Source organism: Bradyrhizobium sp. TM239 (genome assembly GCF_036247985.1).
Lineage (GTDB): Bacteria > Pseudomonadota > Alphaproteobacteria > Rhizobiales > Xanthobacteraceae > Bradyrhizobium > Bradyrhizobium ottawaense.
This window is the reverse complement of the sequence record NZ_BTIR01000008.1, coordinates 45489-65733: the sequence shown is the minus strand read 5'-3', so window position 1 is coordinate 65733 and position 20245 is coordinate 45489. Positions and strand designations below refer to the sequence as shown.

Sequence of the window (20245 nt, the reverse complement as noted above, 5' to 3'; positions counted from 1 at the left end):
TGTTGACGAGGCAGGTCGCACCGGGGGAGTAACATGCGGCCCGGATCATTTCGGGGGACGCCGTCATGATGAATCGCAGAACCATGCTCACCACGGCGCTTGCAGGCATGCTCGCGCCGGCAACGCGCGCGTTCGCCGATGGCGGCATGAGCCGCATCTCGGCCTATGCCTTCTCCTTCCCCGCTCTGTCCGGCGACGACATCCGGCTTGCCGCCTTCACCGGCAAACCGCTGCTGGTGGTCAACACGGCCTCGCTCTGTGGCTACACGCCGCAATATGCCGGCCTGCAAGAGATCTGGAACGAGTTTCGCGTCCGTGGACTCACCGTGATCGGCGTGCCCTCCAACGATTTCGGTGGCCAGGAGCCCGGCGGCAGCAGCGAGATCACCGAGACCGCGCACCACCAATATGGTGTTACCTTTCCGATCGCAGCCAAGGCGAACGTCGTCGGCGCGAAGGCGCATCCATTCTACAAATGGGCCGCCGAGGCGCGCCCGCGCGAAGTTCCGCGCTGGAACTTCCATAAATATCTGATCGGCCGCGACGGCTACATCGCCGAGGTCTTTCCGTCCGCGGTCGAACCGGCCGACACGCGGATCAAGACGGCCATTGCCAGGGCGCTGGCCGACAGTTGACGCGCGGCGCCCCAATCCGGCTGGGCACAATTGTGGCGGGATGCCAAACAGCCGTTGCAATGGCGAAGGCCCTCCATCTAGGCTAGGATCGTTTGGGGCAGGACGGTTTTGCCGAAGGCGAAAAGCAGCGGCGGAACAACGGGATCAATCTCGAGGACAACACCATGCGTGTGGCGGCAGGACTGATTTTGGCAAGCGCGATGTCGGTTGCGATGACCGGCGCAGCATGGTCGCAGACCCCGGCCGCAAAGCCCGCAGCGGCGACGCAAGCCGCACCCGCGGCGACGCCTGCTGCAGCAGCGCCTGCGGCCGCTCCGCCAGCCGCTCCCCCGGCCGCCGCCGCGCCGGCAGGCTTCGTCAATCCGCCCCCGCCCAAGCAGGCGCCGCAACCGGCTCGCGCGGCCTGCAACACGCCGGGCGCGCTCGGGGTTGCCCGCACCGTCGAGATCGACACCACGGGCGGTCCCGGCTTCGGCTTCGAGCACTTCAAGGAGCTCGACTTCCTGCGCGACAAGGAGGTGGTGCTGACCTTCGACGACGGACCCTGGCCCAAGAACACGCCCGCCGTGCTGAAGGCGCTCGCCGACGAATGCACCACCGGCATCTTCTTCTCGATCGGCAAGCACGCGACCTACGAGCCGGAGATCCTGAAGCAGGTCTATGCGGCCGGCCACACCGTGGGCACCCACACCTGGTCGCACGCCAATCTCAACAACAAGAAGCTCAACGAAGCGCAGCGCAAGGAAGAGATCGAGAAGGGTCTTTCCGCGGTGAAATGGGCGCTCGGCGGCATCTCGCCCTCGCCGTTCTTCCGCTTCCCGGCGCTGCAGCATCCGCCGGAGATGGTCACCTATCTCGGCAACCGCAACACCGCGATCTTCTCCTGCGATATCGACTCCTTCGACTTCAAGGCCTCCAAGCCCGAGAAGGTGGTGGAGACCGTGATGAAGAAGCTCGACACCAAGGGCAAGGGCATCATCCTGATGCACGACTTCCAGAAGCACACCGCGGAGGCCCTGCCCGAGCTGCTCAAGCGCCTGAAGGCCGGCGGCTACAAGGTGGTGGCGATGCGCGCCAAATTCCCGGCCTCGTCGCTGCCGGAGTACGACCAGGACCTGCTCAAGGACGCCAAGCTGCCGACGGTGAGCCAGCGCCCGGTCAATTCCGTGGTGACGACCGTTTCCGAATAGACGGCAATTGTCTTTCCGTATCGAAGGCTACGTCATCGTCTCGGCGGACGGCATGCTCGCCGACGCGAGCCACGTCATGCCCGACAGCCTGAAGTTCGACGGCGACAAGTTGTTCTTCGAGCAGGCGCTCGATCGCGCCGCGCTGATCGTGCACGGCCGCAACTCGCATGAGCAGCAGCCGAACTCGCCGAAGCGCAAGCGGCTGATCCTGACCCGCAAGATCAAGGCGCTCACCGTCGATCCGGAGATGCCGAACGCGACGCTGTGGAATCCGGAACAGGCGAGCTTCGAGGAGGCCTGCGCCTTTGCCGATGTCACCACCGGCATGGTCGCCGTCATCGGCGGCCCCGCCGTGTTCGAGATGTTCATGGGCCGCTACGATACCTTCTGGCTGTCGGAAGCCCCGCATGTGCGCCTGCCCGGCGGCGAAGGCTGCTTCGTCGGCGTGCCGGCGCGGACGCCGCGGGAGGTGCTGACGTCCCACGGGATGCAGCCTGATGCGCCGTATCTGCTCGACGCGGCGCATGAGGTGACCGTAACTCCGTGGCGCCGAACGTAGGCCCTCAGACGTCCCCGTAGGCCGCCTCGGCCGGACGCGTGGTGCGGCCGTATCCCATGATCATGAACAAGGCGCCGATGATCGACAGGTTCTTCAGCGCGTCGACCACCATCTTGGCATTGTCGGGCGGCGCCTGGTTCCAGAAATCGTCGAACAGCACGGTCGCAATCGCGACGTAGACGATCATCAGCATCGCGAAGAACCGCGCGCCGAAATTCAGCGCGATCATCAGCCCCGCGATGATCTCGAGCGCGCCGACCGCGATCGCCAGCAGCTGCGGCGTGGTCATGGCGGTGGCCGTCTCCACCTGCTTGGCATAGGGCGCGACGATGTCGGGCACCACGACCTTGGTGGCGATGAAGTCGGCGGTCGCCTGGATGGCAAAGAGCTTGGTCGCGCCCGTGTAGATGAACAGCACGGCGAACAGGATTCGCCCGAAAGTCACGAACGCTGGCATGATCGGCCTCTTGGCAAAGCGCTAAGCACGGAACGCGCAAGGATTATGAAGAGTTGCGCGCCGCTTTACAAACGGGGAAATGGAGAACTGTTTTGAAAAGATTGAGCCTGCAAGGCTCGGGCGGTGCGCTCCCTCGCCCCGTTCTTACGGGGAGAGGGTTGGGGTGAGGCGCCGCTTCCGCAATCACGGTGAGAACTGGATTCGCGGAGAGCCCCCTCACCCGGAATTTGCTATCGCAAATCCCGGCCTCTCTCCGCACGCGGGGAGAGGCGAAGACGACGCGGCAGTCCGCCCTTACGTGAACAGCGTCGGCTGCCGTGCGGCGCGCTCCTGCGCTTCGACCACGGCGACGGCTGTCATGTTGAGGATGCCGCGCGCCGTCACCGACGGCGTCAGGATATGCGCCGGGCGCGCCGGGCCGATCAGGATCGGGCCGACGGGCAGCGCGTCCGCCAGCGACTTGATCATCTGATAGGCGACGTTGGCGGTGTCGAGCGTCGGCATGATCAGGATGTTGGCCTCGCCTTCGAGATTGGAATGCGGCAGCACCATTTTCCGCGCAGCCGCCGAAAGTGCCGTGTCGCCCTGCATCTCGCCGTCGGCCTCGATCTCCGGATGCTTTTCCTTGAGCAGCTGGGTCGCGCGGCGCATCTTGCGCGAGGAATCGGTGTCGTAGCTTCCGAAATCCGAGTGCGAGACGAAGGCGATCTTCGGCTTGATGTTGAAACGCTGGACGTGGACCGCGGCGAGCGATGCGATTTCGGCTAGCTCCTCCGCGCTCGGATTGGGGCGAACTTGCGTGTCGGCGATAAAGAAGGCGCCCTTGCTGGTGATCAGCAGCGCCAGTGCGGCGTAGTCGCTGATGCCAGGGCAAAAACCGACGATCTCGCGGACATGGCGCAGATGGCTCATGTAGCGGCCCTCGACGCCGCAGAGCATCGCATCCGCCTCCCCGCGCGTCACCGCGAGCGCAGCGATGACCGTGTTGTTGGTACGCACCACCGTGCGCGCCGCATCCGGCGTCACGCCGCGGCGGCCGGCGACCTCGACATAGGACTGCACGTAGGAACGGTAGCGCGGATCGTCCTCGGGATTGACGAGGTCGAAATCCTTGCCGGCGCGGATGGAGAGGCCGAAGCGCTTGATGCGCGCCTCTACGACCGAAGGACGGCCGACCAGGATCGGCCGCGCCAGGTTCTCCTCAAGCACCACCTGCGTGGCCCGCAGCACGCGCTCGTCCTCGCCTTCGGCGTAGATCACGCGGACCGGCTGGGTCTTGGCCTTGGCGAACATCGGCTTCATGACGAGGCCGGAGCGGAAGGCGAAGCGCTCGAGCAGCGCGGTGTATTCGTCGAAATTGGTGATGGGGCGCGTCGCGACGCCGGACTCCATCGCCGCCTTCGCCACCGCCGGCGAGATGCGCAGGATCAATCTGGGATCAAAGGGGCTGGGGATCAGCGAACCCGGCCCAAAACCTTGCGTCTCGCCGGTGTCAAAACCCTGCGCGACCGCGTCCGACGGCGCCTCGCGCGCCAGCTGCGCAATGGCCTCGACGGCGGCGTGCTTCATCTCCTCGTTGATGGCGCTGGCACCGACGTCGAGCGCACCGCGGAAGATGAAGGGGAAGCACAGAACGTTGTTGACCTGATTCGGATAATCCGAGCGGCCGGTGCAGATCATGGCGTCAGGGCGCACCTTTCGCGCCTCCTCCGGCATGATCTCCGGGGTCGGGTTCGCGAGCGCCATGATGAGCGGCTTGTCGCCCATCGCCTTGGCCATCTCCGGCTTGAGCACGCCCGGCGCCGAGAGACCGATGAAGATGTCGGCACCGCCGATGACGTCGCCGAGCGTGCGCTTGTCGGTCTTCTGCGCATAGACCGCCTTCCAGCGGTCCATCGTGGTGTTGCGGCCCTCGTGCACGAGGCCGTCGATGTCGCACACCCAGATGTTCTTGCGCTGCGCGCCCATCGACACGAGCAGATTGAGTGTCGCGATCGCGGCAGCCCCTGCTCCCGACGCCACGATCTTGACGTCGGAGAGCTTCTTTCCGTTGAGTCGCAGGGCGTTGGTGACGGCGGCGGCGACGATGATGGCGGTGCCGTGCTGATCGTCATGGAAGACCGGGATCTTCATGCGCTCTTTGAGCTGCGCCTCGATCTCGAAGCATTCCGGCCCGCGGATGTCTTCCAGATTGATGCCGCCGAAGGTCGGCTCGAGCGCCGCCACGGTTTCGACCACGCGCTCGATGGTGTCGGCGGCGATCTCGATATCGAACACGTCGATGCCGGCGAACTTCTTGAACAGGACCGCCTTGCCTTCCATCACCGGCTTGGAGGCCAGCGGTCCGATATTGCCGAGGCCGAGCACGGCGGTACCGTTGGAGACCACGGCAACCAGATTGGCGCGGGTCGTCAGCGTGGCGGCTTCCGCCGGGTTCTTGGCGATCTCGGTGCAGGCCGCGGCAACGCCCGGCGAATAGGCCAGCGCGAGGTCGCGCTGGTTGGCAAGCGGCTTGCTTGCCTGGATCTCGAGCTTTCCGGGGCGCGGCAGACGGTGGTAGGCGAGCGCCGCCTGGTGGAGATCATCGGAATAGGACGACATGCGGTGTTTCGCCTCGCGTTACCGGCCTCAAAATGCACGATCCGAAAGCGGCTGTCCAAGCGGACCGTATTTCCGGGTCATGGAAACGGGATGAAGCACGCCGGGCGCCCCGGTGGCAACATCCGATTGCGCGCCCATCAACAGGGCGCGCGGTCAAATATTTGAAAACCATAGCTTTCCCTGGACCACGCGGCGTTTCGCGAATATGGCAGGTTGCGCGGTGCAAAATGAGCAACTGGAGCTGGGAATGAAGCGAATCCTGATCGGCCTGATCGCACTTGCCGTGCTCGGCGCGGGCGGATGGCTTGGCTTCAACCTCTATGTCCAGCACCGGGCGACGAGCGAGGTCGAGACGGCCTTCGAGCAGATCCGCGCAGGCGGCGGCAAGGCGAGCCACGGCAAGATCGGGTTCGAGCTCGGGACCCGGACGCTGACGATCGAGGACATCAGTGTCGAGCCCGCCCAGCCACAGCTCGCCAACGTCAAGGTCGCAAAGGTCACGGCCGTCGGCGTACGCCAGCCGGATGAGGCCCGTTTCACGGCCGACAGCATTGAGGTGTCCGGGGTCGAGATCGCCTTCACGGCTACCGAGCGGGCGAAGCTGAAAGCAAACTACAAGATCCCGCAGATCAGCGCGCGCGATTTTTCCGGTCCGACCCGTGCAGCCGCCGCGCCGCTGTCCGGCTCGATCATCGACATGTACCGCTTCATGCTCGCGCAATACGCGACAGTTTCGGCATCCTCGATCGCGGTGCCGACCGTCGCGGTCAACGTCGATGCGGGCACCGGCAACGCCGGCGGCGGCGATTATGTCTATTCCGGTCTGTCGGTCCAGAACGTCAACCGCGGCAAGATCGAAACGGCGAAGACGGACCGCATCACCTATTCGCTCGACCTCACCCAGCCAGGCAAACCCGCGAAGATGACCGGCGAGCTGTCCGGCCTGGCCGCTTACGATTTCGACGCAACCGCCATAAGGGCCGCGCTCGATCAGCAAGGGTCGAGCGACGACAGTTTTCACAAGGTCTATCGACGCATCTCGGTCAATTCGTATGTGGTGACGACGGCTCCGGGCGTGCGCGTGCAGGTCGACGGCATCAGCTGCGACGACATCGCGATCCGGCCCTCGAAATTCCGCCCGGCAGGGATCATCGCCCTGGTGCCGGCTGACGGCACGATCCTGACGCCGGCGCAGTCGCGCGACATGATTGAGAAGGTGGCCGACTTCTTCGAGGGCTTCCAGATCGGCAAGGTCGAAATCGGCAAGCAAACAGTCGAGACGCCGCAAGGAACGGGGCGGCTCAGCGCGATCAAATACGATCAGGACACCATCGCGCTGGAAGGCCTCGACATGCCGCTGCCGCAGGGCCAGCTCAAGATGGAGCGCTTCGCGCTGAAATCCTTCAGCGCGGCAAATCTGATGCGCTGGGCGGCAAGCCTTAGAACGCCCGGGCAACCGCCCTCGCCCGATCAGATGCTCGGCCTGTTCCGGGTGCTGGAAGGTGCCGAGATCAAGGGCGTGGTCTCGCCCTACAAGAATACGCGGCAGCTCGTCACCATCGACACGATCAGCCTGAGCTGGGGGCAATTGGTCGGGTCGATTCCAAGCAAGGCCAATCTGGTCGTGAAGATGGTCGCTCCCACCGATCCCTCCAATCCGGCGCAACTGCCGCTGACCATGGCCGGCATCGACAAGCTCGCGATCAACCTCGATCTCGGCGCGGCCTGGACGGAATCGTCGGGCGCCTTTGCGTTTGCGCCTGCCACGATCGATCTCGGCAACCTCGCCAAGGCGCAAGGCCGCCTCGCGCTCGCCAACGTGCCGCGCGGCCTGTTCACGACGGATCCGGCGCAGGCCATGAGCCAGGCCGGGCAAATCGAGACCGGCCCGATCGAGCTCTCCTTGCACGACAGCGGCGTGGTCGATCTCGTCGTGGCCCAGTTCGCGCGCATGCAGAATGTCAGCCGCGACACCGCACGCAGCGCCATCGTCGAGATGATCCGGGCGCAAGGCGAGAAGATCGCGGCCTCCAATCTCGATGCCAAGGCCGCGGTCGATGCGTTCGCCGGCTTCGTCGAGACGTCAGGCCAGACGCTCACCATCAAGCTGACCCCGCTCGGCAAGCTGCCGGTGCTTCAGCTCATGGATGCCCTGAACAGCGAGCCGGCGATCGCACTCGCGCGGTTCAGGATCGAGGCGTCGACGGGGTTGTAGGCAGAGCCGGGACCCAGAATGCTTGTCGTTCGCCGAGACATGGGCCCCGGCTCTGCAGCGCACCGCTGAACTGGACGATGCTTCGCATCGCCAAGGAAGCGCTGCGCTGCGTCCGGGGCACGCCCCCCTCACTTCTGCGGCAGGTTCACCCGCACATGCAGCTCGCGGAGCTGCTTCGTCGTGGCTTCCGACGGTGCGCCCATCAGGAGGTCCATGGCCTGCTGGTTCATCGGGAACAGCGAGATCTCGCGCAAATTCGTGGTGCCGCACAGCAGCATCACGATGCGGTCGACGCCCGCGGCCATGCCACCATGCGGCGGGGCGCCGTACTGGAAGGCGCGGTACATGCCGCCGAAGCGGTCGACCACTTCCTGCTCGCCGTAGCCCGCGATCTCGAACGCCTTCACCATCGCTTCCGGCACGTGGTTGCGGATGCCGCCCGATGCGATCTCGTAGCCGTTGCAGGTGATGTCGTACTGGAACGCCTTGATGGTGAGCGGATCCTGGCCCTTCAGGGCATCAAGACCGCCCTGCGGCATCGAGAACGGGTTGTGCGAGAAGTCGACCTTCTTGTCGTCCTCGTTGTACTCGTACATCGGGAAGTCGACGATCCAGGCGAGCTCGAACCGCTCCTTGTCGGTGAGGTTCAATTCCTCGCCGACCTTGTTGCGGGCCAATCCTGAGAACTTCCAGAACTTGTCGGGATCGCCGGCGACGAAGAAGGCTGCATCGCCTTCCTTCACGCCGATCTGCGCGCGGATCGCAGCGGTGCGTTCAGGCCCGATGTTGTTCGCGAGAGGACCGGCGCCCCCGCCGCCCTCGCGCCACATGATGTAGCCGAGGCCGGGCTGGCCCTCGCCCTGCGCCCACGAGTTCATGCGGTCGCAGAAGGCGCGGCTGCCGCCGCCCGGCGCGGGGATCGCCCAGACCTGGTTCTTGGGGTCTTCGAGCATGCGCGCAAAGACCTTGAAGCCGGAGCCGCGGAAATGCTCGGAGACGTCCTGCATCTCGATGGGGTTGCGCAAATCCGGCTTGTCGCTGCCGTACTTGCGCAAGGCATCGGCGAACGGAATCCGGCGCCAGTTCTTGCTCACCGGCTTGCCCTTGGCGAACTCCTCGAACACGCCGGTGATGACCGGCTCCATCGCCGCGAACACGTCTTCCTGCGTGACAAAGCTCATCTCGACGTCGAGCTGGTAGAACTCACCCGGCAGACGGTCGGCACGCGGGTCCTCGTCGCGGAAGCAGGGCGCGATCTGGAAATAGCGGTCGAAGCCCGACATCATCAGCAGCTGCTTGTACTGCTGCGGCGCCTGCGGCAGCGCGTAGAACTTGCCGGGATGGATGCGCGACGGGACGAGGAAGTCGCGTGCGCCTTCCGGCGAGGACGCCGTCAGGATCGGGGTGTTGAACTCGAAGAAGCCCTGCCCCTCCATGCGCCGGCGCATCGACTTGATGATCTCGACGCGCGTCATGATGTTCTGGTGCAGCTTCTCCCGGCGCAAATCGAGGAAGCGGTACTTGAGGCGGATGTCTTCAGGATATTCCTGGTCGCCGAACACCGGCAGCGGCAAATCGCCGGCTGGGCCCAGCACCTCGATCTCGCTGACATAGATCTCGATCTTGCCGGTCGGCAGATCGTCGTTGTCGGTGCCCTCGGGGCGGCGGCGGGCCTTGCCGTCCATCCGCACCACGAATTCCGAGCGCAATTTTTCGGCCAGCGAGAACGCCGGCGAGTCCGGATCGACCACGCACTGGGTCAGGCCGTAATGGTCGCGCAGGTCGATGAACAGCACGCCGCCATGGTCGCGAACGCGATGGACCCAGCCTGACAGGCGGACCGTCTCGCCGATGTTGCTCTCGCGGAGCGCGCCGCATGTATGTGACCGGTAGCGATGCATGGTCGTCCCAAAAATGATGTCGGAGGAAGCGAATCGAACGGCCTGTCATGACCGGTCCGAGATTGCGGCAGGGTTTACCCGACGAGACCCGAGGCGGCAACCAAGGGAACGGGCTGTTTTGGGCTCGGAAGGCCCATTTTTGGCCGATCTGACCTCAAGCCTTTGCCATCAGGCGTTCCCCGCCTATCTTTACCTCCATGACCGTTCATTTCCCCTTCCAGAACTCCTATTCGGCGCTGCCGGACAGCTTCTTTGCCCGCGTCGCGCCGACCCCTGTCGCCGCCCCCCGGCTGATCAAGCTGAACCGGCCGCTGGCGGTCCAGCTCGGGCTCGATCCTGACCTGCTGGAGACCCCGGAGGGCGCGGCGATCCTGGCCGGCAAAACGGTTCCAGCCGGCGCCGATCCCATCGCCATGGCCTATGCCGGACATCAGTTCGGGCAGTTCGTGCCGCAGCTCGGCGACGGCCGCGCCATCCTGCTCGGCGAGGTCATCGACAGGGACGGCGTCCGCCGCGACATCCAGCTCAAGGGCTCGGGCCCCACCCCGTTCTCCCGCCGCGGCGACGGCCGCGCCGCGCTAGGGCCGGTCTTACGCGAATACATCGTCAGCGAAGCCATGTATGCGCTGGGCATTCCGACCACGCGCTCGCTTGCCGCCGTCGTCACCGGCGAGCACGTCATTCGCGAGACCGCGCTACCGGGCGCCGTTCTGACGCGTATCGCCTCCAGCCATATCCGGGTCGGCACCTTCCAGTTCTTCGCCGTCCGCCGCGACACCGACGCGATCCGCCGGCTCGCCGACCACGTCATCATCAGGCACTATCCGGAGCTGCGCGACGTGCAGCGGCCCTATCAAGCGCTGCTCGCCGGCGTCGTCGCGCGCCAGGCCGATCTCGTCGCGCGCTGGCTGCTGGTCGGCTTCATCCACGGCGTGATGAACACCGACAACAGCTCCATCTCCGGCGAGACCATCGACTACGGCCCCTGCGCCTTCATGGACGCCTACAACCCTTCGCAGGTGTTCTCCTCGATCGACGAGATGGGCCGCTACGCCTATGCCAACCAGCCGCGCATCGCGCTGTGGAATCTGACGCGCCTCGCCGAATGCCTGCTGCCGCTGTTCTCCGACGAGCAGGAGAAGGCGGTTGCCGAAGCCCAGGACATTCTCGGCGCGTTCTCAGACCAGTTCAGCGCCGCCTATCAGGCGGGCCTGCGCAAAAAGGTCGGCCTGTTCACTGAGCGCGACGGCGACGAGGCGCTGATCCAGGACCTGCTCGACGCCATGGCGAAGAACCAGGCCGACTTCACCCTCACCTTCCGCAAGCTGGGCGACGCCGCCGTTGATGACAGTGCGGATGCGCGCGCGCAGTTCATGGAGCCCGCAGCCTTCGACGAATGGGCCGGCCGCTGGCGCGCCCGCATCACGCTGGAGCCGCAGACCGCAGCCGAGCGGCAGGCGGCAATGCACGCCGTCAATCCCATGTTCATCCCCCGCAACCACCGCGTCGAGGCCGTGATCCAGGCCGCGGTCAACGACGACAATTACGCGCCATTCGAGGAGCTGGTTAAGGTGCTGGCGAAACCGTTCGACGACCAGCCGGACTATGCGGCCTACGCCGATCCGCCGCTGCCGGACCAGCGGGTGCTGCGGACGTTCTGCGGGACGTAGCCACAAACCCGGTGCGTAGGGTGGATTAGCCGAAGGCGTAATCCACCACTTCTCTCGAAGCCGGAAAGTAAAGAGGTGGATTACGCTTCGCTAATCCACCCTACAGATTGGCGCGGCTATTACGTCCGCTCTCCGAACTCGCCGATGAACTGAGTGTCTCCGCCCCAATCCGCCGGAAGCAGTCCTGCACGAACATCGCGGTGAAATGACGAATACGGCCAGTCGCAGACTCGCGACACATGCCCGTGCTTGACGGGATTGTAATAACAATACTCGACGTGGCGGGCGTAGTCGGCCTCGTCCCGGATCAAGTGCTCCCAGAACCGTCGCTGCCATATGCCGCGTTCATTCCGTGAGAAACGGACAGCGCTCAGCCGCTCGGTCACCGGGAGTGCTTTGGCGAAACGAGACTTGATCAAGCGCCAGCGCACCGAAAAATCGGCGTCGCCCGACGGCAGCTTCCAGATTGCGTGGAGATGGTCCGGCAGAACCACGAAAGCATCGATTGCGAAGGGGTGGCTCTGTCGCGTTGCGGCGACCGCGTCTCGTAGGCTCTCAATCTGGTCGGTCAAAAGAGCTTTCCGCCGATCGAGCAGGTTCACGGTAAAGAACCAGCATCGTCCCGGGACGAATGCGCGGCGATAGTCGGACATCGCCCATCGATAGCACAACTTGAAGTTGGCTCACAGTGGTGGATTACGCCTTCGGCTAATCCACCCTACGAAGCGAGCACTGTGGACACAGGAACCGCTGTCATCAAACTGAAACACACCCGCTCTAACCGCCTGTCAGGGTCGCCTTGCCGGAAGCGCCCATCCTCCAACCGTCCTGACAAAGCGCGCCATGCCCTTCAAATTCATCCACATCACCGACACGCATCTGGCGAACCCCGGGCTGAAGCTCTATGGCCTCGACCCGCGCGCGCGGCTGGACGCGGCGATTGCCGACATCAACAAGCATCAGTCCGACGCTGCGTTCGCGGTCGTGACCGGCGACCTCACCCATTGGGGCGAGGCTAACTCCTACGCCAATTTCGCCGACGCGATGTCGGCGCTGAAAATCCCTTACATCGCCATGGTCGGCAATCACGACCGCCGCGTGACTTGCCTCGATAGCCTGAAGGCCGCGCCGCGCGATTCAAACGGATTCGTGCAGGGCACGCGCACCACCGAGCACGGCCTGTTCGTCTTCCTCGACACGCTTGACGAGACCAGCCACGCCGGCGAGATGTGCGCCAAGCGCTTCGACTGGCTCGCGAAGACGCTCGCGGCCGCGCCCGACGACCAGCAATTCGTCGTATTCATGCATCACCCGCCCTTCCCGATCGGCGTGCATGCGATGGACGAGATCGGACTGAAGCAGAGCGCCGAATTTGCCGAGGTGATTGCGCCCTATCGCGCGCGCATCCGCCATCTCTTCTTCGGCCATGTGCACCGGCCGATCTTCGGCAGTTTTGGCAAGATCCCGTTCTCGACGCTGCGCGGCACCAACCATCAGGTCTGGTTCGAGCTCGACGCGAACGCGCCTCACCTCGCAAGCCACGAGCCGCCGGCCTATGGCGTCGTGCTGATCGACGACGAGAATCTCGTCGTGCACAGCCACGACTTCCTCGACGAAAGTCTGCGCTTCCCGTTCGAACCACCCGTGGGAACGGACGGCCGCGACTATGCACTCAATTTCCCCGGCGCGGTGAGATGAGCCTCGCCGAACCCGCGGCTCTTCCGGTCGCGACCTCGGCGGCGCCGCGCCTGGACGTCCTGAAGCGCCTCGGCACGCGCTTCAAAGCTTCGCTGCCCGCCTATCTGCTGTTGCTGCCCTCGCTGGTCTTCCTCGCGCTGTTCACCTACGGCGCGATGGGCCGCGTGCTCGTCGATGCGCTCTACCAGCGCGCCACGCCGAAGGCGCCGGTCCGCTTCGTCGGTCTCGACAACGTCGCAGCGGTGCTGGCCGATCCCGCCTTTACCGGCGCGGTCGTCAACAACCTGATCTATGCAGTCGGCACCGCGGTTCCGAGCATCGGCCTCGCACTTCTGTTCGCCCTGGCGCTGTCGCGCACCAACGCCGTGAGCAGCGCGCTGCGCGCGGCGCTGTTCCTGCCGGTGCTGATCCCGATGGTCGCAGCCTCCGCGCTGTTCATGTTCATCTTCCTGCCCAATGTCGGCCTGCTCGACTACTACATCGGCCGCTTGCTTCCGGTGCTGCCGAACTGGCTCGGCGACCCCGATATCGCGCTTTACGCGATCATGGTCATCACGATCTGGAAGAACGCCGGCTACTACATGCTGTTCTTCCTCGCCGGCCTCCAGGCCGTGCCCGAGGACGTGATGGAGGCCGCACATCTCGACGGCGCCGGGCCTTACATGCGCCTGCGCCACATCATCCTGCCGGAGCTCAAGCCCACTTTCCTGTTCGTCACCGTCATCGCGATCCTCAACGCGGTGACGCAGGTCGACCACGTCTTCGTCATGACCCAGGGCGGACCGTCGAACTCGACCAACCTCGTGCTGTTCTACATCTACCAGCAGGCGGTCGAGCATTACGACGTCGGCAAGGCCTCGGCCGCGACATTGCTGACGCTCGCCGCGCTGATGGGCCTCACCGCGCTCTCCTTCCGCACCATGGCAAACCGCGAGGGCGGGCCATGAAGCTGATCGACCGCCTGTTCAGGGACGCCCCGCTCGCCACGAGAGGCGAGATCACGCCAAAGCTCGGCTTCCTGCTGACCGTGCTGCTCGCGATCGTCTGGCTCATTCCGTTCCTCTGGATGGTCGTAGCGACACTGCGCCCGGCCTCCGACGGCATCAACGCCATGGCCGAGCTGATGCCGAGCCTGAAGCCGACGCTCGACAACGTCAGAGATGCCTGGGAGATCGGCGATTTCCCGCGCTACACGCTCAACACCGCGATCATCTGCGCCGGCATTTTGCTGGTGCAGTTCGTCACGATCACGCTGGCGGGCTTTGCCTTCGCGCGCCTTGCCTTCGTCGGCAAGACGCTGATCTTCTATCTGTTCCTGATGCAGCTGATGCTGGTGCCGGTGCTGCTGATCGTGCCGAACCTCAGCCTCGTGGCGCAGCTCGGCCTCTACGACACGCTCGCTGGCGTGATGATGCCGTTCTTCGCCTCCGCCTTCGGCACGTTCCTGATGCGGCAGGCGTTCGAGGCGATTCCGACCGAGCTCGAAGACGCCGCCCTGATCGACGGCGCCAGCCTGCTCCAGCGCATCCGCCACATCTACGTGCCGCTGTCGATGCCGAGCTTCTCGGCCTTCGCCATCATCTCCGTGACCAGCCATTGGAACGACTTCCTGTGGCCGCTGATGGTGATCAATTCGCCGGACAAGCGACCGCTCACGGTCGGCCTCTCGGTCTTCACCAAGACCGCCGAAGGCACGCAGGCCTGGGGCACCATCGCGGCCGGCACGCTGATGGTGATCGCGCCGCTGCTCATCACCTTCCTGATCTTCCAGAAGCGCTTCATCAGCTCTTTCGTCACCTCAGGCATCAAATAGGAGATTCTTCGATGCTGTTTTCCCGCAGGCTCATGCTGGGCCTCGCCATCGCAGGTACCATGGCAGGCGCCCTCGCCTTTCCGGCCCTCGCCGGCGAAGGCCCGACCGAGATCGATTTGTTCTTCCCCGTCCCCGTCGACGGCAAGCTCGCCCGCGACATGGGCACCTTGATCAAGGAGTTCAACGAGACCCATCCGGACGTCAAGGCGACCGCGGTCTACACCGGCTCCTATGACGACACGCTGATCAAGACGCGCGCCGCGATCAAGGCCGGCAAGCCGCCGTCCGCCGTGATCATGTCGGCCAACTTCCTGCTCGACATGCAGATCGAGAACGAGCTCACCAATCTCGATGCCCTGATCAAGGCCGACGGCACCACCAAGGAGCAGTTCCTCGGCCAGTTCTTCCCCGCGCTGCAGGGCAACGCGGTGATCGACCGCTCGGTCTACGGCGTGCCGTTCCACAATTCGACGCCGCTGCTCTATATCAACGCCGACAAGGCCAAGGAAGCCGGCCTCGATCCGAGCAAGCCGCCGCAGACCTGGGCCGAGCTCACCGATTGGGCCAAGAAGCTCACCAAGCGCGAGGGCGACAAGGTGACCCAATGGGGCATCGCGATTCCCTGCGCGTATGACTATTGCGGCTGGATGATGGAAACGCTCACCATGAGCAATGGCGGGCGCTACTACAACGAGGAGTTCGGCGGCGAGGTCTATTACGACACGCCCTCGATGCTCGGCGCGCTCACCTGGTGGAACGACCTCGTCACCAAGCACAAGGTCCACGCGCCCGGCGCCACGCCCGGCCCTGCCGTCAGCACCTCCTTCATCTCCGGCAACGCCGCGATGATGATGCTGTCCACGGGCTCGCTCACCTACGTGCGCGACAACGCCAAGTTCGCCTACAAGGTCGCCTTCATCCCGCGCAACGTCCGCAACGCCGTGCCGATCGGCGGCGCCTCGCTGATCGTTCCGGCCGGGCTCGAGGCCGACAAGCAGAAGGCTGCCTGGACGCTGATCAAGTGGATGACCTCGCCCGAGAAGAGCGGCTGGTGGAGCCGCGCCACCGGCTATTTCGCGCCCAACATGGCCGCCTACAAGACGCCTGACATGGTCGACTTCCTGAGCAAGAACCCGGACGCCAAGACCGCCGTCGAGCAGCTCGACGTCGCAAAGCCCTGGTTTGCGACCTACAAGACCGTCCCGGTGCGTAAGACGCTGGAGGACGAGGTGATGCTGGTCCTCAACGGCAAGAAGCAGCCGAAAGAGGCGCTGGTCGCCGCCCAGAAGGCCGCGGACGAGACGCTGAAGCCGTACAACGCGGAGACATCGCTGAAGCTGCCGTAAGGATCGCTGCATCGGCCAACGACCATCGGCGCTCCGTCATGCGGGGCGCCGATTTCGTTCTAGGCGGCCGCCCGTATTAACCCCCCGTCCACCATCCGGCGGCCCGCACCGCCGGTAACCATTGGAATTAACAGACCCTCAACGTACCCCCGACAAATCTATCAATGTTTCTGGAGATTTCGCCGTGGATCTGTTGGTTTTCGAGTTCCTGGGATTGGCTTTGGTCGCCATGTGCGTGGTCGTGGTGGCGTTGCCCTGTGCCCGCAAATCCTCGCACCGGGTCCGCTACGAATAGGATTTTCGTCGGAAAAAGCGATTCCGGCCCAAATGCAAGGCTCGAATTCGCATCGAGCCCCTTGACATCACAGCACTTTCGGCAGAACGGCTGATATCACGTGTCATGGGTCGTTCATGGATTTGATTACCACCACCGCTGACCTCGCGGCTGCCTGCAGCCGGCTGGCCAAGCACCCCGTCATTACCGTCGATACCGAGTTCCTGCGCGAGACCACCTACTACCCGCTGCTATGCGTGGTGCAGATGGCCAGCGCCGAGGAAGCGATTGTCATCGACACCTTGGCTCAGGGCATCGACCTCAAGCCGTTCTTCGAGCTGATGGCCAACGAGGCCGTGCTGAAGGTCTTCCACGCCGCCCGCCAGGACATCGAGATCATCTGGCACCAGGCCAACATCATCCCGCACCCGGTGTTCGACACCCAAGTTGCCGCGATGGTGCTCGGTTACGGCGACAGCATCGCCTACGACGCGCTGGTCGAGAAGGTCACCGGCCACCGCCCCGACAAGACCCACCGCTTCACCGACTGGTCGCGCCGGCCGCTGACCAAGGAGCAGATGCACTACGCCGTGTCCGACGTCACGCATTTGCGTGACGTGTTCGCGGCGCTCGATGCCGATTTGAAGAAGCGCCGCCGCAGCGAATGGGTCTCCATCGAGATGGAGGTCCTGACCTCGCCCAAGACCTACGACTTCCACCCCGAGCGCGCCTGGGAGCGGCTGAAGACGCGCGTGCGCAAGCCGAAGGATCTCGCGGTCCTGATGGAGGTCGCGGCCTGGCGCGAGCAGGAGGCGCAGAGCCGCGACGTGCCGCGCGGCCGCGTGCTGCGCGACGAGGCCGTCAGCGATATCGCCACCCATGCGCCGAACACGCTGGAGAAGCTCGCAAACTTGCGCTCGGTGCCGAAGGGCTTTGAGAAATCCAAATGGGGCGCGGACATCGTCGCCGCGGTCACCCGCGGACTGGCGCGCGATCCTGCCACGCTGCCGAAGCTGGAGAAGCCGCGCAACAACAACAACGGCGCCGCCATCGTCGAGCTGTTGAAGGTGCTGCTGCGCATGACCGCCGAGCGGCATGCTGTGGCCAGCAAAGTGATCGCGACCGTCGACGATCTCGAAGAGATCGCAGCCGACGACGAGGCCGACGTCCCCGCTCTGCGCGGCTGGCGCCGCGAGCTGTTCGGCGAAGCCGCCCTGAAGCTCAAGCGCGGCGAGCTGGCGCTGGCGGTCGAGAAAGGCCGCGTGATCGGGGTGCAGCGGGCGGAGACGGTTAGCTCCCGAACCGCCGACGCGAAATAGCCGTTAGCCCGTCATCCTGAGGTGCGAGGCGTGCGGTGCAACGCACCGCGCGCGGAGCCTCGAAGGATGAGCGGCCCCACTGCCGCCGCTCCGAGAGAGCCGGGCCGTCGCCCTTCGAGGGCCGCTGAAGAAGCGGCCACCTCAGGGTGACGGTGTTAGATTGAGCGCCCAGACAAGACCCTACGCCGGCGTCAGCTTGGCCACTTCCGCCTTCATGTCATTCAGCACGCCAGAGATCGCGGCGACGAGGTCGTCGATCTGCGCCTTGGTGACGATCAGCGGCGGGCAGATGGCGATGGCGTCCAGCATGTTGCGCGAGATCACGCCGCGCTCCTGGAGCATGCGGCTGGCGATGCCGCCGACGGCGCCCGGCGTCGCGGCTGCGGTCTTGCGTCCCTTGTCGAGCACGAGCTCGATCGCAGCGATCATGCCGACGCCGCGGACCTCGCCGACCAGCGGATGGCTGGCAAGCTCGCGTAAGCGGCCCTGCATGTAAGCGCCGAGCTCGGCGGCATGCGCGACCAGGCCGCGCTCCTCGATGATCTTGAGGTTTTCCAGCGCAACCGCCGAACCGACGGGATGACCGCCTGCGGTGAAGCCGTGGCCGAGCACGCCGATCTTGTTGCTCTCGTCCGCGATCGGCTCGAACATGCGGTCGTTCATGATGATCGCCGAGAACGGGAAATAGCTCGAGGTGATCTGCTTGGAGACCACGAGCACGTCAGGCTTGATGCCGTAGGTCTCGCAGCCGAACATCTTGCCGGTGCGGCCGAAGCCGCAGATCACCTCGTCGGCGACCAGCAGGATGTCATATTTCTTCAAGACCGCCTGGATCTTGTCCCAATAGGTCGCCGGGGGCACGATAACGCCGCCCGCGCCCATCACCGGCTCGCCGAAGAACGCCGCGATCGTATCGGGCCCCTCCTTCTGGATCAGCGCGTCGAGCTCCTCGGCCCGGCGCGTCGCAAAGGCTTCCTCGGTCTCGCCGGGCGCGCCGTCCTTGTAGAAATGCGGCGAACCCGTGTGCAGGATGTTCGGCAGCGGCAGATCGAACGAGCGGTGGTTGTTCGGCAGGCCGGTGAGGCTCGCCGAAGCAATGGTGACGCCGTGATAGGCGCGCATCCGGCTGATCACCTTCTTGCGCTGGGGCTGGCCGAGCGCGTTGGAGCGATAGGCGATCAGCTTCAGCACGGTGTCATTGGCTTCCGAGCCGGAATTGGTGAAGAACACCTTGCTCATCGGCACAGGCGCGAGCGCGACCAGCTTCTCGGCGAGGTCGATCGAGGGCCCGTGCGATTTGGCGGAGAACGTGTGATAGAACGGCAGCGCCAGCATCTGCTTGTGCGCGGCCTCGACCAGCCGCTTCTCGTTGAAGCCGAGCCCGACGCTCCACAGGCCGGCCATCGCCTCGAAATAGCGCTTGCCCGACGCATCGAAGACGTAGGGACCCTCGCCGCGCTCGATCACCAGGGGACCGGCCTGCTGATGGGTGCGCGCATTGGTGTAGGGATGGAGCTGATAGGCCACATCCCGGGCCTCTTGCGAATTGGGCAGCATGGACATTTGCGAAGATCCTTGAAAGCGTCACGTCGCAGGCACAGCCAGCGTCATCACTCGATGATCAAGTTACTTGGCTATTGCGACAGCGCAAGACTTGCAACGCCAATTCGTCGGCAGCAAGCGCTCAGCAGCGATGCACAAAGCTGCACGCGACAAAGCTGCACATGACAAATCCGCTCGTGGCAAATCCACTCTTGGCAAATCCGCTCATGACGAAGCAGCACGTGGAGCAGCTCTCACGCTGCGTCGTCGTCATGCCCGTCGTCAGTGCCGGCAGCGGCTTCCCTCACCTCCACCAGCGCCATCGAGAGCAGATAGACCGTCGTCGGCAAACCAAGCCTGCGCGCCCTCTCGGCCGCACGCGACAGATCGCTCGCCAGCTCCTTGAGCTCGTCTCCCCGTGACAATCTCTCACCCCATCCGCCGGTCGCGGCCGCCTACACCGCAACGGCGCCGCTGGTTCTGATCAGTTCGGCGCTGGACTGGATTGTAGCAAAATTCCCGATGACATTCACTACCGCATGCTTATAGGCGGCGGCATCGCCCGTACCCGGCTGCCGGCAAGCCACGGCGTCAGCGACGACCTGGTAGCGATGGCTGCGGTGAAACCCATCAACGGCGGTGGCCAGGATCGTCTCGTCCAAGGAAAAACCGATCAAAATGCAACGCACAGTGCGGATATTGGACATGTAGTCCACAAAACGCGACGAGCTGTAGGCAGACGGCAACGGATGCTCGAACGTCATCTCTCCGGGCCGCGGCTTCGTCTCAGCGATCCAATCGGTCAGCCTCGATGCCGGATTGAACCAGGCCGCCTGCGCGATGCGCTTCAGATGCATCACCGGCCAGAGATTGCCGCGCCACAACGTCAGGAGTTCCAGGCAGCGCGTCGTCACGGCGTCGCCGTCGAGGATGACGTGGCGGCGCCCGGGGGTCAGATACTCGACCTGCAGATCCGCGCAGACCAGGATCGGCGGATCATCGTGGATGGAAGCCAGCATTGTCTT

At 64.6% G+C, this 20245-nt stretch carries 17 protein-coding genes; 10 read left to right on the top strand and 7 right to left on the bottom strand.

The annotated features are described in order from the left end of the window. The first annotated feature begins 65 nt into the window (after positions 1-65). The 3 genes from AABA84_RS13965 to AABA84_RS13955 all read left to right on the top strand — a co-directional run bounded on the left by AABA84_RS13965 (position 66) and on the right by AABA84_RS13955 (position 2384). Positions 66-635: a glutathione peroxidase gene (locus AABA84_RS13965; RefSeq protein ID WP_338306863.1), complete on the top strand. Its 570-nt coding sequence runs from the start codon at positions 66-68 to the stop codon at positions 633-635. A gap of 164 nt (positions 636-799) precedes the next feature. Then, on the top strand, positions 800-1825 hold the full coding sequence (locus AABA84_RS13960; RefSeq protein WP_338312311.1) for a polysaccharide deacetylase family protein: 1026 nt from the start codon (positions 800-802) through the stop codon (positions 1823-1825). Between the two features lie 7 nt (positions 1826-1832). Then, the gene (locus tag AABA84_RS13955) at positions 1833-2384 is read left to right on the top strand and encodes a dihydrofolate reductase (RefSeq protein ID WP_338312310.1); all 552 of its coding nucleotides are present in this window, start codon (positions 1833-1835) and stop codon (positions 2382-2384) included. 4 nt (positions 2385-2388) lie between these two features. On the opposite strand, the gene AABA84_RS13950 is transcribed toward AABA84_RS13955, so the two are convergent. Then, complete coding sequence (locus AABA84_RS13950; RefSeq protein ID WP_338312309.1) at positions 2389-2841, bottom strand: DoxX family protein; 453 nt, start codon at positions 2839-2841, stop codon at positions 2389-2391. 294 nt (positions 2842-3135) lie between these two features. After that, a complete protein-coding gene (locus tag AABA84_RS13945; RefSeq protein WP_212244659.1) occupies positions 3136-5442 on the bottom strand; it encodes an NADP-dependent malic enzyme in 2307 nt (768 codons plus the stop codon). Positions 5443-5689: 247 nt separating this feature from the next. Between AABA84_RS13945 and AABA84_RS13940 the strand changes: the two genes are divergently transcribed. Continuing rightward, positions 5690-7657, top strand: coding sequence for a hypothetical protein (locus AABA84_RS13940; RefSeq protein ID WP_338312308.1), 1968 nt, complete (start codon positions 5690-5692; stop codon positions 7655-7657). A 128-nt stretch (positions 7658-7785) separates the two neighbouring features. On the opposite strand, the gene aspS is transcribed toward AABA84_RS13940, so the two are convergent. Next, on the bottom strand, positions 7786-9558 hold the full coding sequence (gene aspS / locus AABA84_RS13935) for an aspartate--tRNA ligase (RefSeq protein ID WP_338312307.1): 1773 nt from the start codon (positions 9556-9558) through the stop codon (positions 7786-7788). A 197-nt stretch (positions 9559-9755) separates the two neighbouring features. Here aspS and AABA84_RS13930 point away from each other — a divergent pair, with 197 nt between their 5' ends. Beyond that, positions 9756-11228: a protein adenylyltransferase SelO gene (locus tag AABA84_RS13930; RefSeq protein ID WP_338312306.1), complete on the top strand. Its 1473-nt coding sequence runs from the start codon at positions 9756-9758 to the stop codon at positions 11226-11228. A 119-nt stretch (positions 11229-11347) separates the two neighbouring features. Here the strand turns inward: AABA84_RS13930 and AABA84_RS13925 are convergent, their stop codons facing one another. Further along, positions 11348-11881, bottom strand: coding sequence for an REP-associated tyrosine transposase (locus AABA84_RS13925; RefSeq protein WP_338312305.1), 534 nt, complete (start codon positions 11879-11881; stop codon positions 11348-11350). A 190-nt stretch (positions 11882-12071) separates the two neighbouring features. Between AABA84_RS13925 and AABA84_RS13920 the strand changes: the two genes are divergently transcribed. The 5 genes from AABA84_RS13920 to rnd all read left to right on the top strand — a co-directional run bounded on the left by AABA84_RS13920 (position 12072) and on the right by rnd (position 17678). Beyond that, positions 12072-12926, top strand: coding sequence for a phosphodiesterase (locus AABA84_RS13920; protein ID WP_338312304.1), 855 nt, complete (start codon positions 12072-12074; stop codon positions 12924-12926). Continuing rightward, positions 12923-13873, top strand: coding sequence for a carbohydrate ABC transporter permease (locus AABA84_RS13915; RefSeq protein WP_338312303.1), 951 nt, complete (start codon positions 12923-12925; stop codon positions 13871-13873). Before AABA84_RS13920 ends, AABA84_RS13915 begins: the two co-directional genes overlap by 4 nt. Further along, positions 13870-14739 (top strand): carbohydrate ABC transporter permease, encoded by an 870-nt coding sequence (locus AABA84_RS13910; RefSeq protein WP_338312302.1) that lies wholly within the window; start codon positions 13870-13872, stop codon positions 14737-14739. The genes AABA84_RS13915 and AABA84_RS13910 overlap by 4 nt, the downstream gene beginning before the upstream one ends. Before the next feature lie 11 nt (positions 14740-14750). Continuing rightward, positions 14751-16085, top strand: a complete 1335-nt coding sequence (locus tag AABA84_RS13905) for an ABC transporter substrate-binding protein (protein WP_338312301.1) — start codon at positions 14751-14753, stop codon at positions 16083-16085. Between the two features lie 411 nt (positions 16086-16496). Next, the gene (gene rnd, locus AABA84_RS13900; RefSeq protein WP_212244682.1) at positions 16497-17678 is read left to right on the top strand and encodes a ribonuclease D; all 1182 of its coding nucleotides are present in this window, start codon (positions 16497-16499) and stop codon (positions 17676-17678) included. A gap of 180 nt (positions 17679-17858) precedes the next feature. Here rnd and AABA84_RS13895 read toward each other — a convergent pair whose 3' ends face one another. From AABA84_RS13895 to AABA84_RS13885, 3 genes are all read right to left on the bottom strand, one after another. Continuing rightward, complete coding sequence (locus tag AABA84_RS13895) at positions 17859-19241, bottom strand: aspartate aminotransferase family protein (RefSeq protein ID WP_338306877.1); 1383 nt, start codon at positions 19239-19241, stop codon at positions 17859-17861. A 233-nt stretch (positions 19242-19474) separates the two neighbouring features. Further along, positions 19475-19645, bottom strand: coding sequence for a hypothetical protein (locus tag AABA84_RS13890; RefSeq protein ID WP_212244686.1), 171 nt, complete (start codon positions 19643-19645; stop codon positions 19475-19477). A 30-nt stretch (positions 19646-19675) separates the two neighbouring features. Further along, complete coding sequence (locus tag AABA84_RS13885) at positions 19676-20239, bottom strand: isochorismatase family protein (protein WP_338312300.1); 564 nt, start codon at positions 20237-20239, stop codon at positions 19676-19678. Positions 20240-20245: the final 6 nt, after the last annotated feature.

Bases quoted from the DNA above. Each gene is read 5' to 3' on its own strand.
- AABA84_RS13965 (WP_338306863.1), top strand. From the start codon at position 66: ATGATGAATCGCAGAACCATGCTCACCACGGCGCTTGCAGGCATGCTC.
- AABA84_RS13960 (WP_338312311.1), top strand. From the start codon at position 800: ATGCGTGTGGCGGCAGGACTGATTTTGGCAAGCGCGATGTCGGTTGCG.
- AABA84_RS13950 (WP_338312309.1), bottom strand. From the start codon at position 2,841: ATGCCAGCGTTCGTGACTTTCGGGCGAATCCTGTTCGCCGTGCTGTTC.
- AABA84_RS13945 (WP_212244659.1), bottom strand. From the start codon at position 5,442: ATGTCGTCCTATTCCGATGATCTCCACCAGGCGGCGCTCGCCTACCAC.
- AABA84_RS13940 (WP_338312308.1), top strand. From the start codon at position 5,690: ATGAAGCGAATCCTGATCGGCCTGATCGCACTTGCCGTGCTCGGCGCG.
- aspS (WP_338312307.1), bottom strand. From the start codon at position 9,558: ATGCATCGCTACCGGTCACATACATGCGGCGCGCTCCGCGAGAGCAAC.
- AABA84_RS13930 (WP_338312306.1), top strand. From the start codon at position 9,756: ATGACCGTTCATTTCCCCTTCCAGAACTCCTATTCGGCGCTGCCGGAC.
- AABA84_RS13925 (WP_338312305.1), bottom strand. From the start codon at position 11,881: ATGTCCGACTATCGCCGCGCATTCGTCCCGGGACGATGCTGGTTCTTT.
- AABA84_RS13920 (WP_338312304.1), top strand. From the start codon at position 12,072: ATGCCCTTCAAATTCATCCACATCACCGACACGCATCTGGCGAACCCC.
- AABA84_RS13915 (WP_338312303.1), top strand. From the start codon at position 12,923: ATGAGCCTCGCCGAACCCGCGGCTCTTCCGGTCGCGACCTCGGCGGCG.
- AABA84_RS13910 (WP_338312302.1), top strand. From the start codon at position 13,870: ATGAAGCTGATCGACCGCCTGTTCAGGGACGCCCCGCTCGCCACGAGA.
- AABA84_RS13905 (WP_338312301.1), top strand. From the start codon at position 14,751: ATGCTGTTTTCCCGCAGGCTCATGCTGGGCCTCGCCATCGCAGGTACC.
- rnd (WP_212244682.1), top strand. From the start codon at position 16,497: ATGGATTTGATTACCACCACCGCTGACCTCGCGGCTGCCTGCAGCCGG.
- AABA84_RS13895 (WP_338306877.1), bottom strand. From the start codon at position 19,241: ATGTCCATGCTGCCCAATTCGCAAGAGGCCCGGGATGTGGCCTATCAG.
- AABA84_RS13885 (WP_338312300.1), bottom strand. From the start codon at position 20,239: ATGCTGGCTTCCATCCACGATGATCCGCCGATCCTGGTCTGCGCGGAT.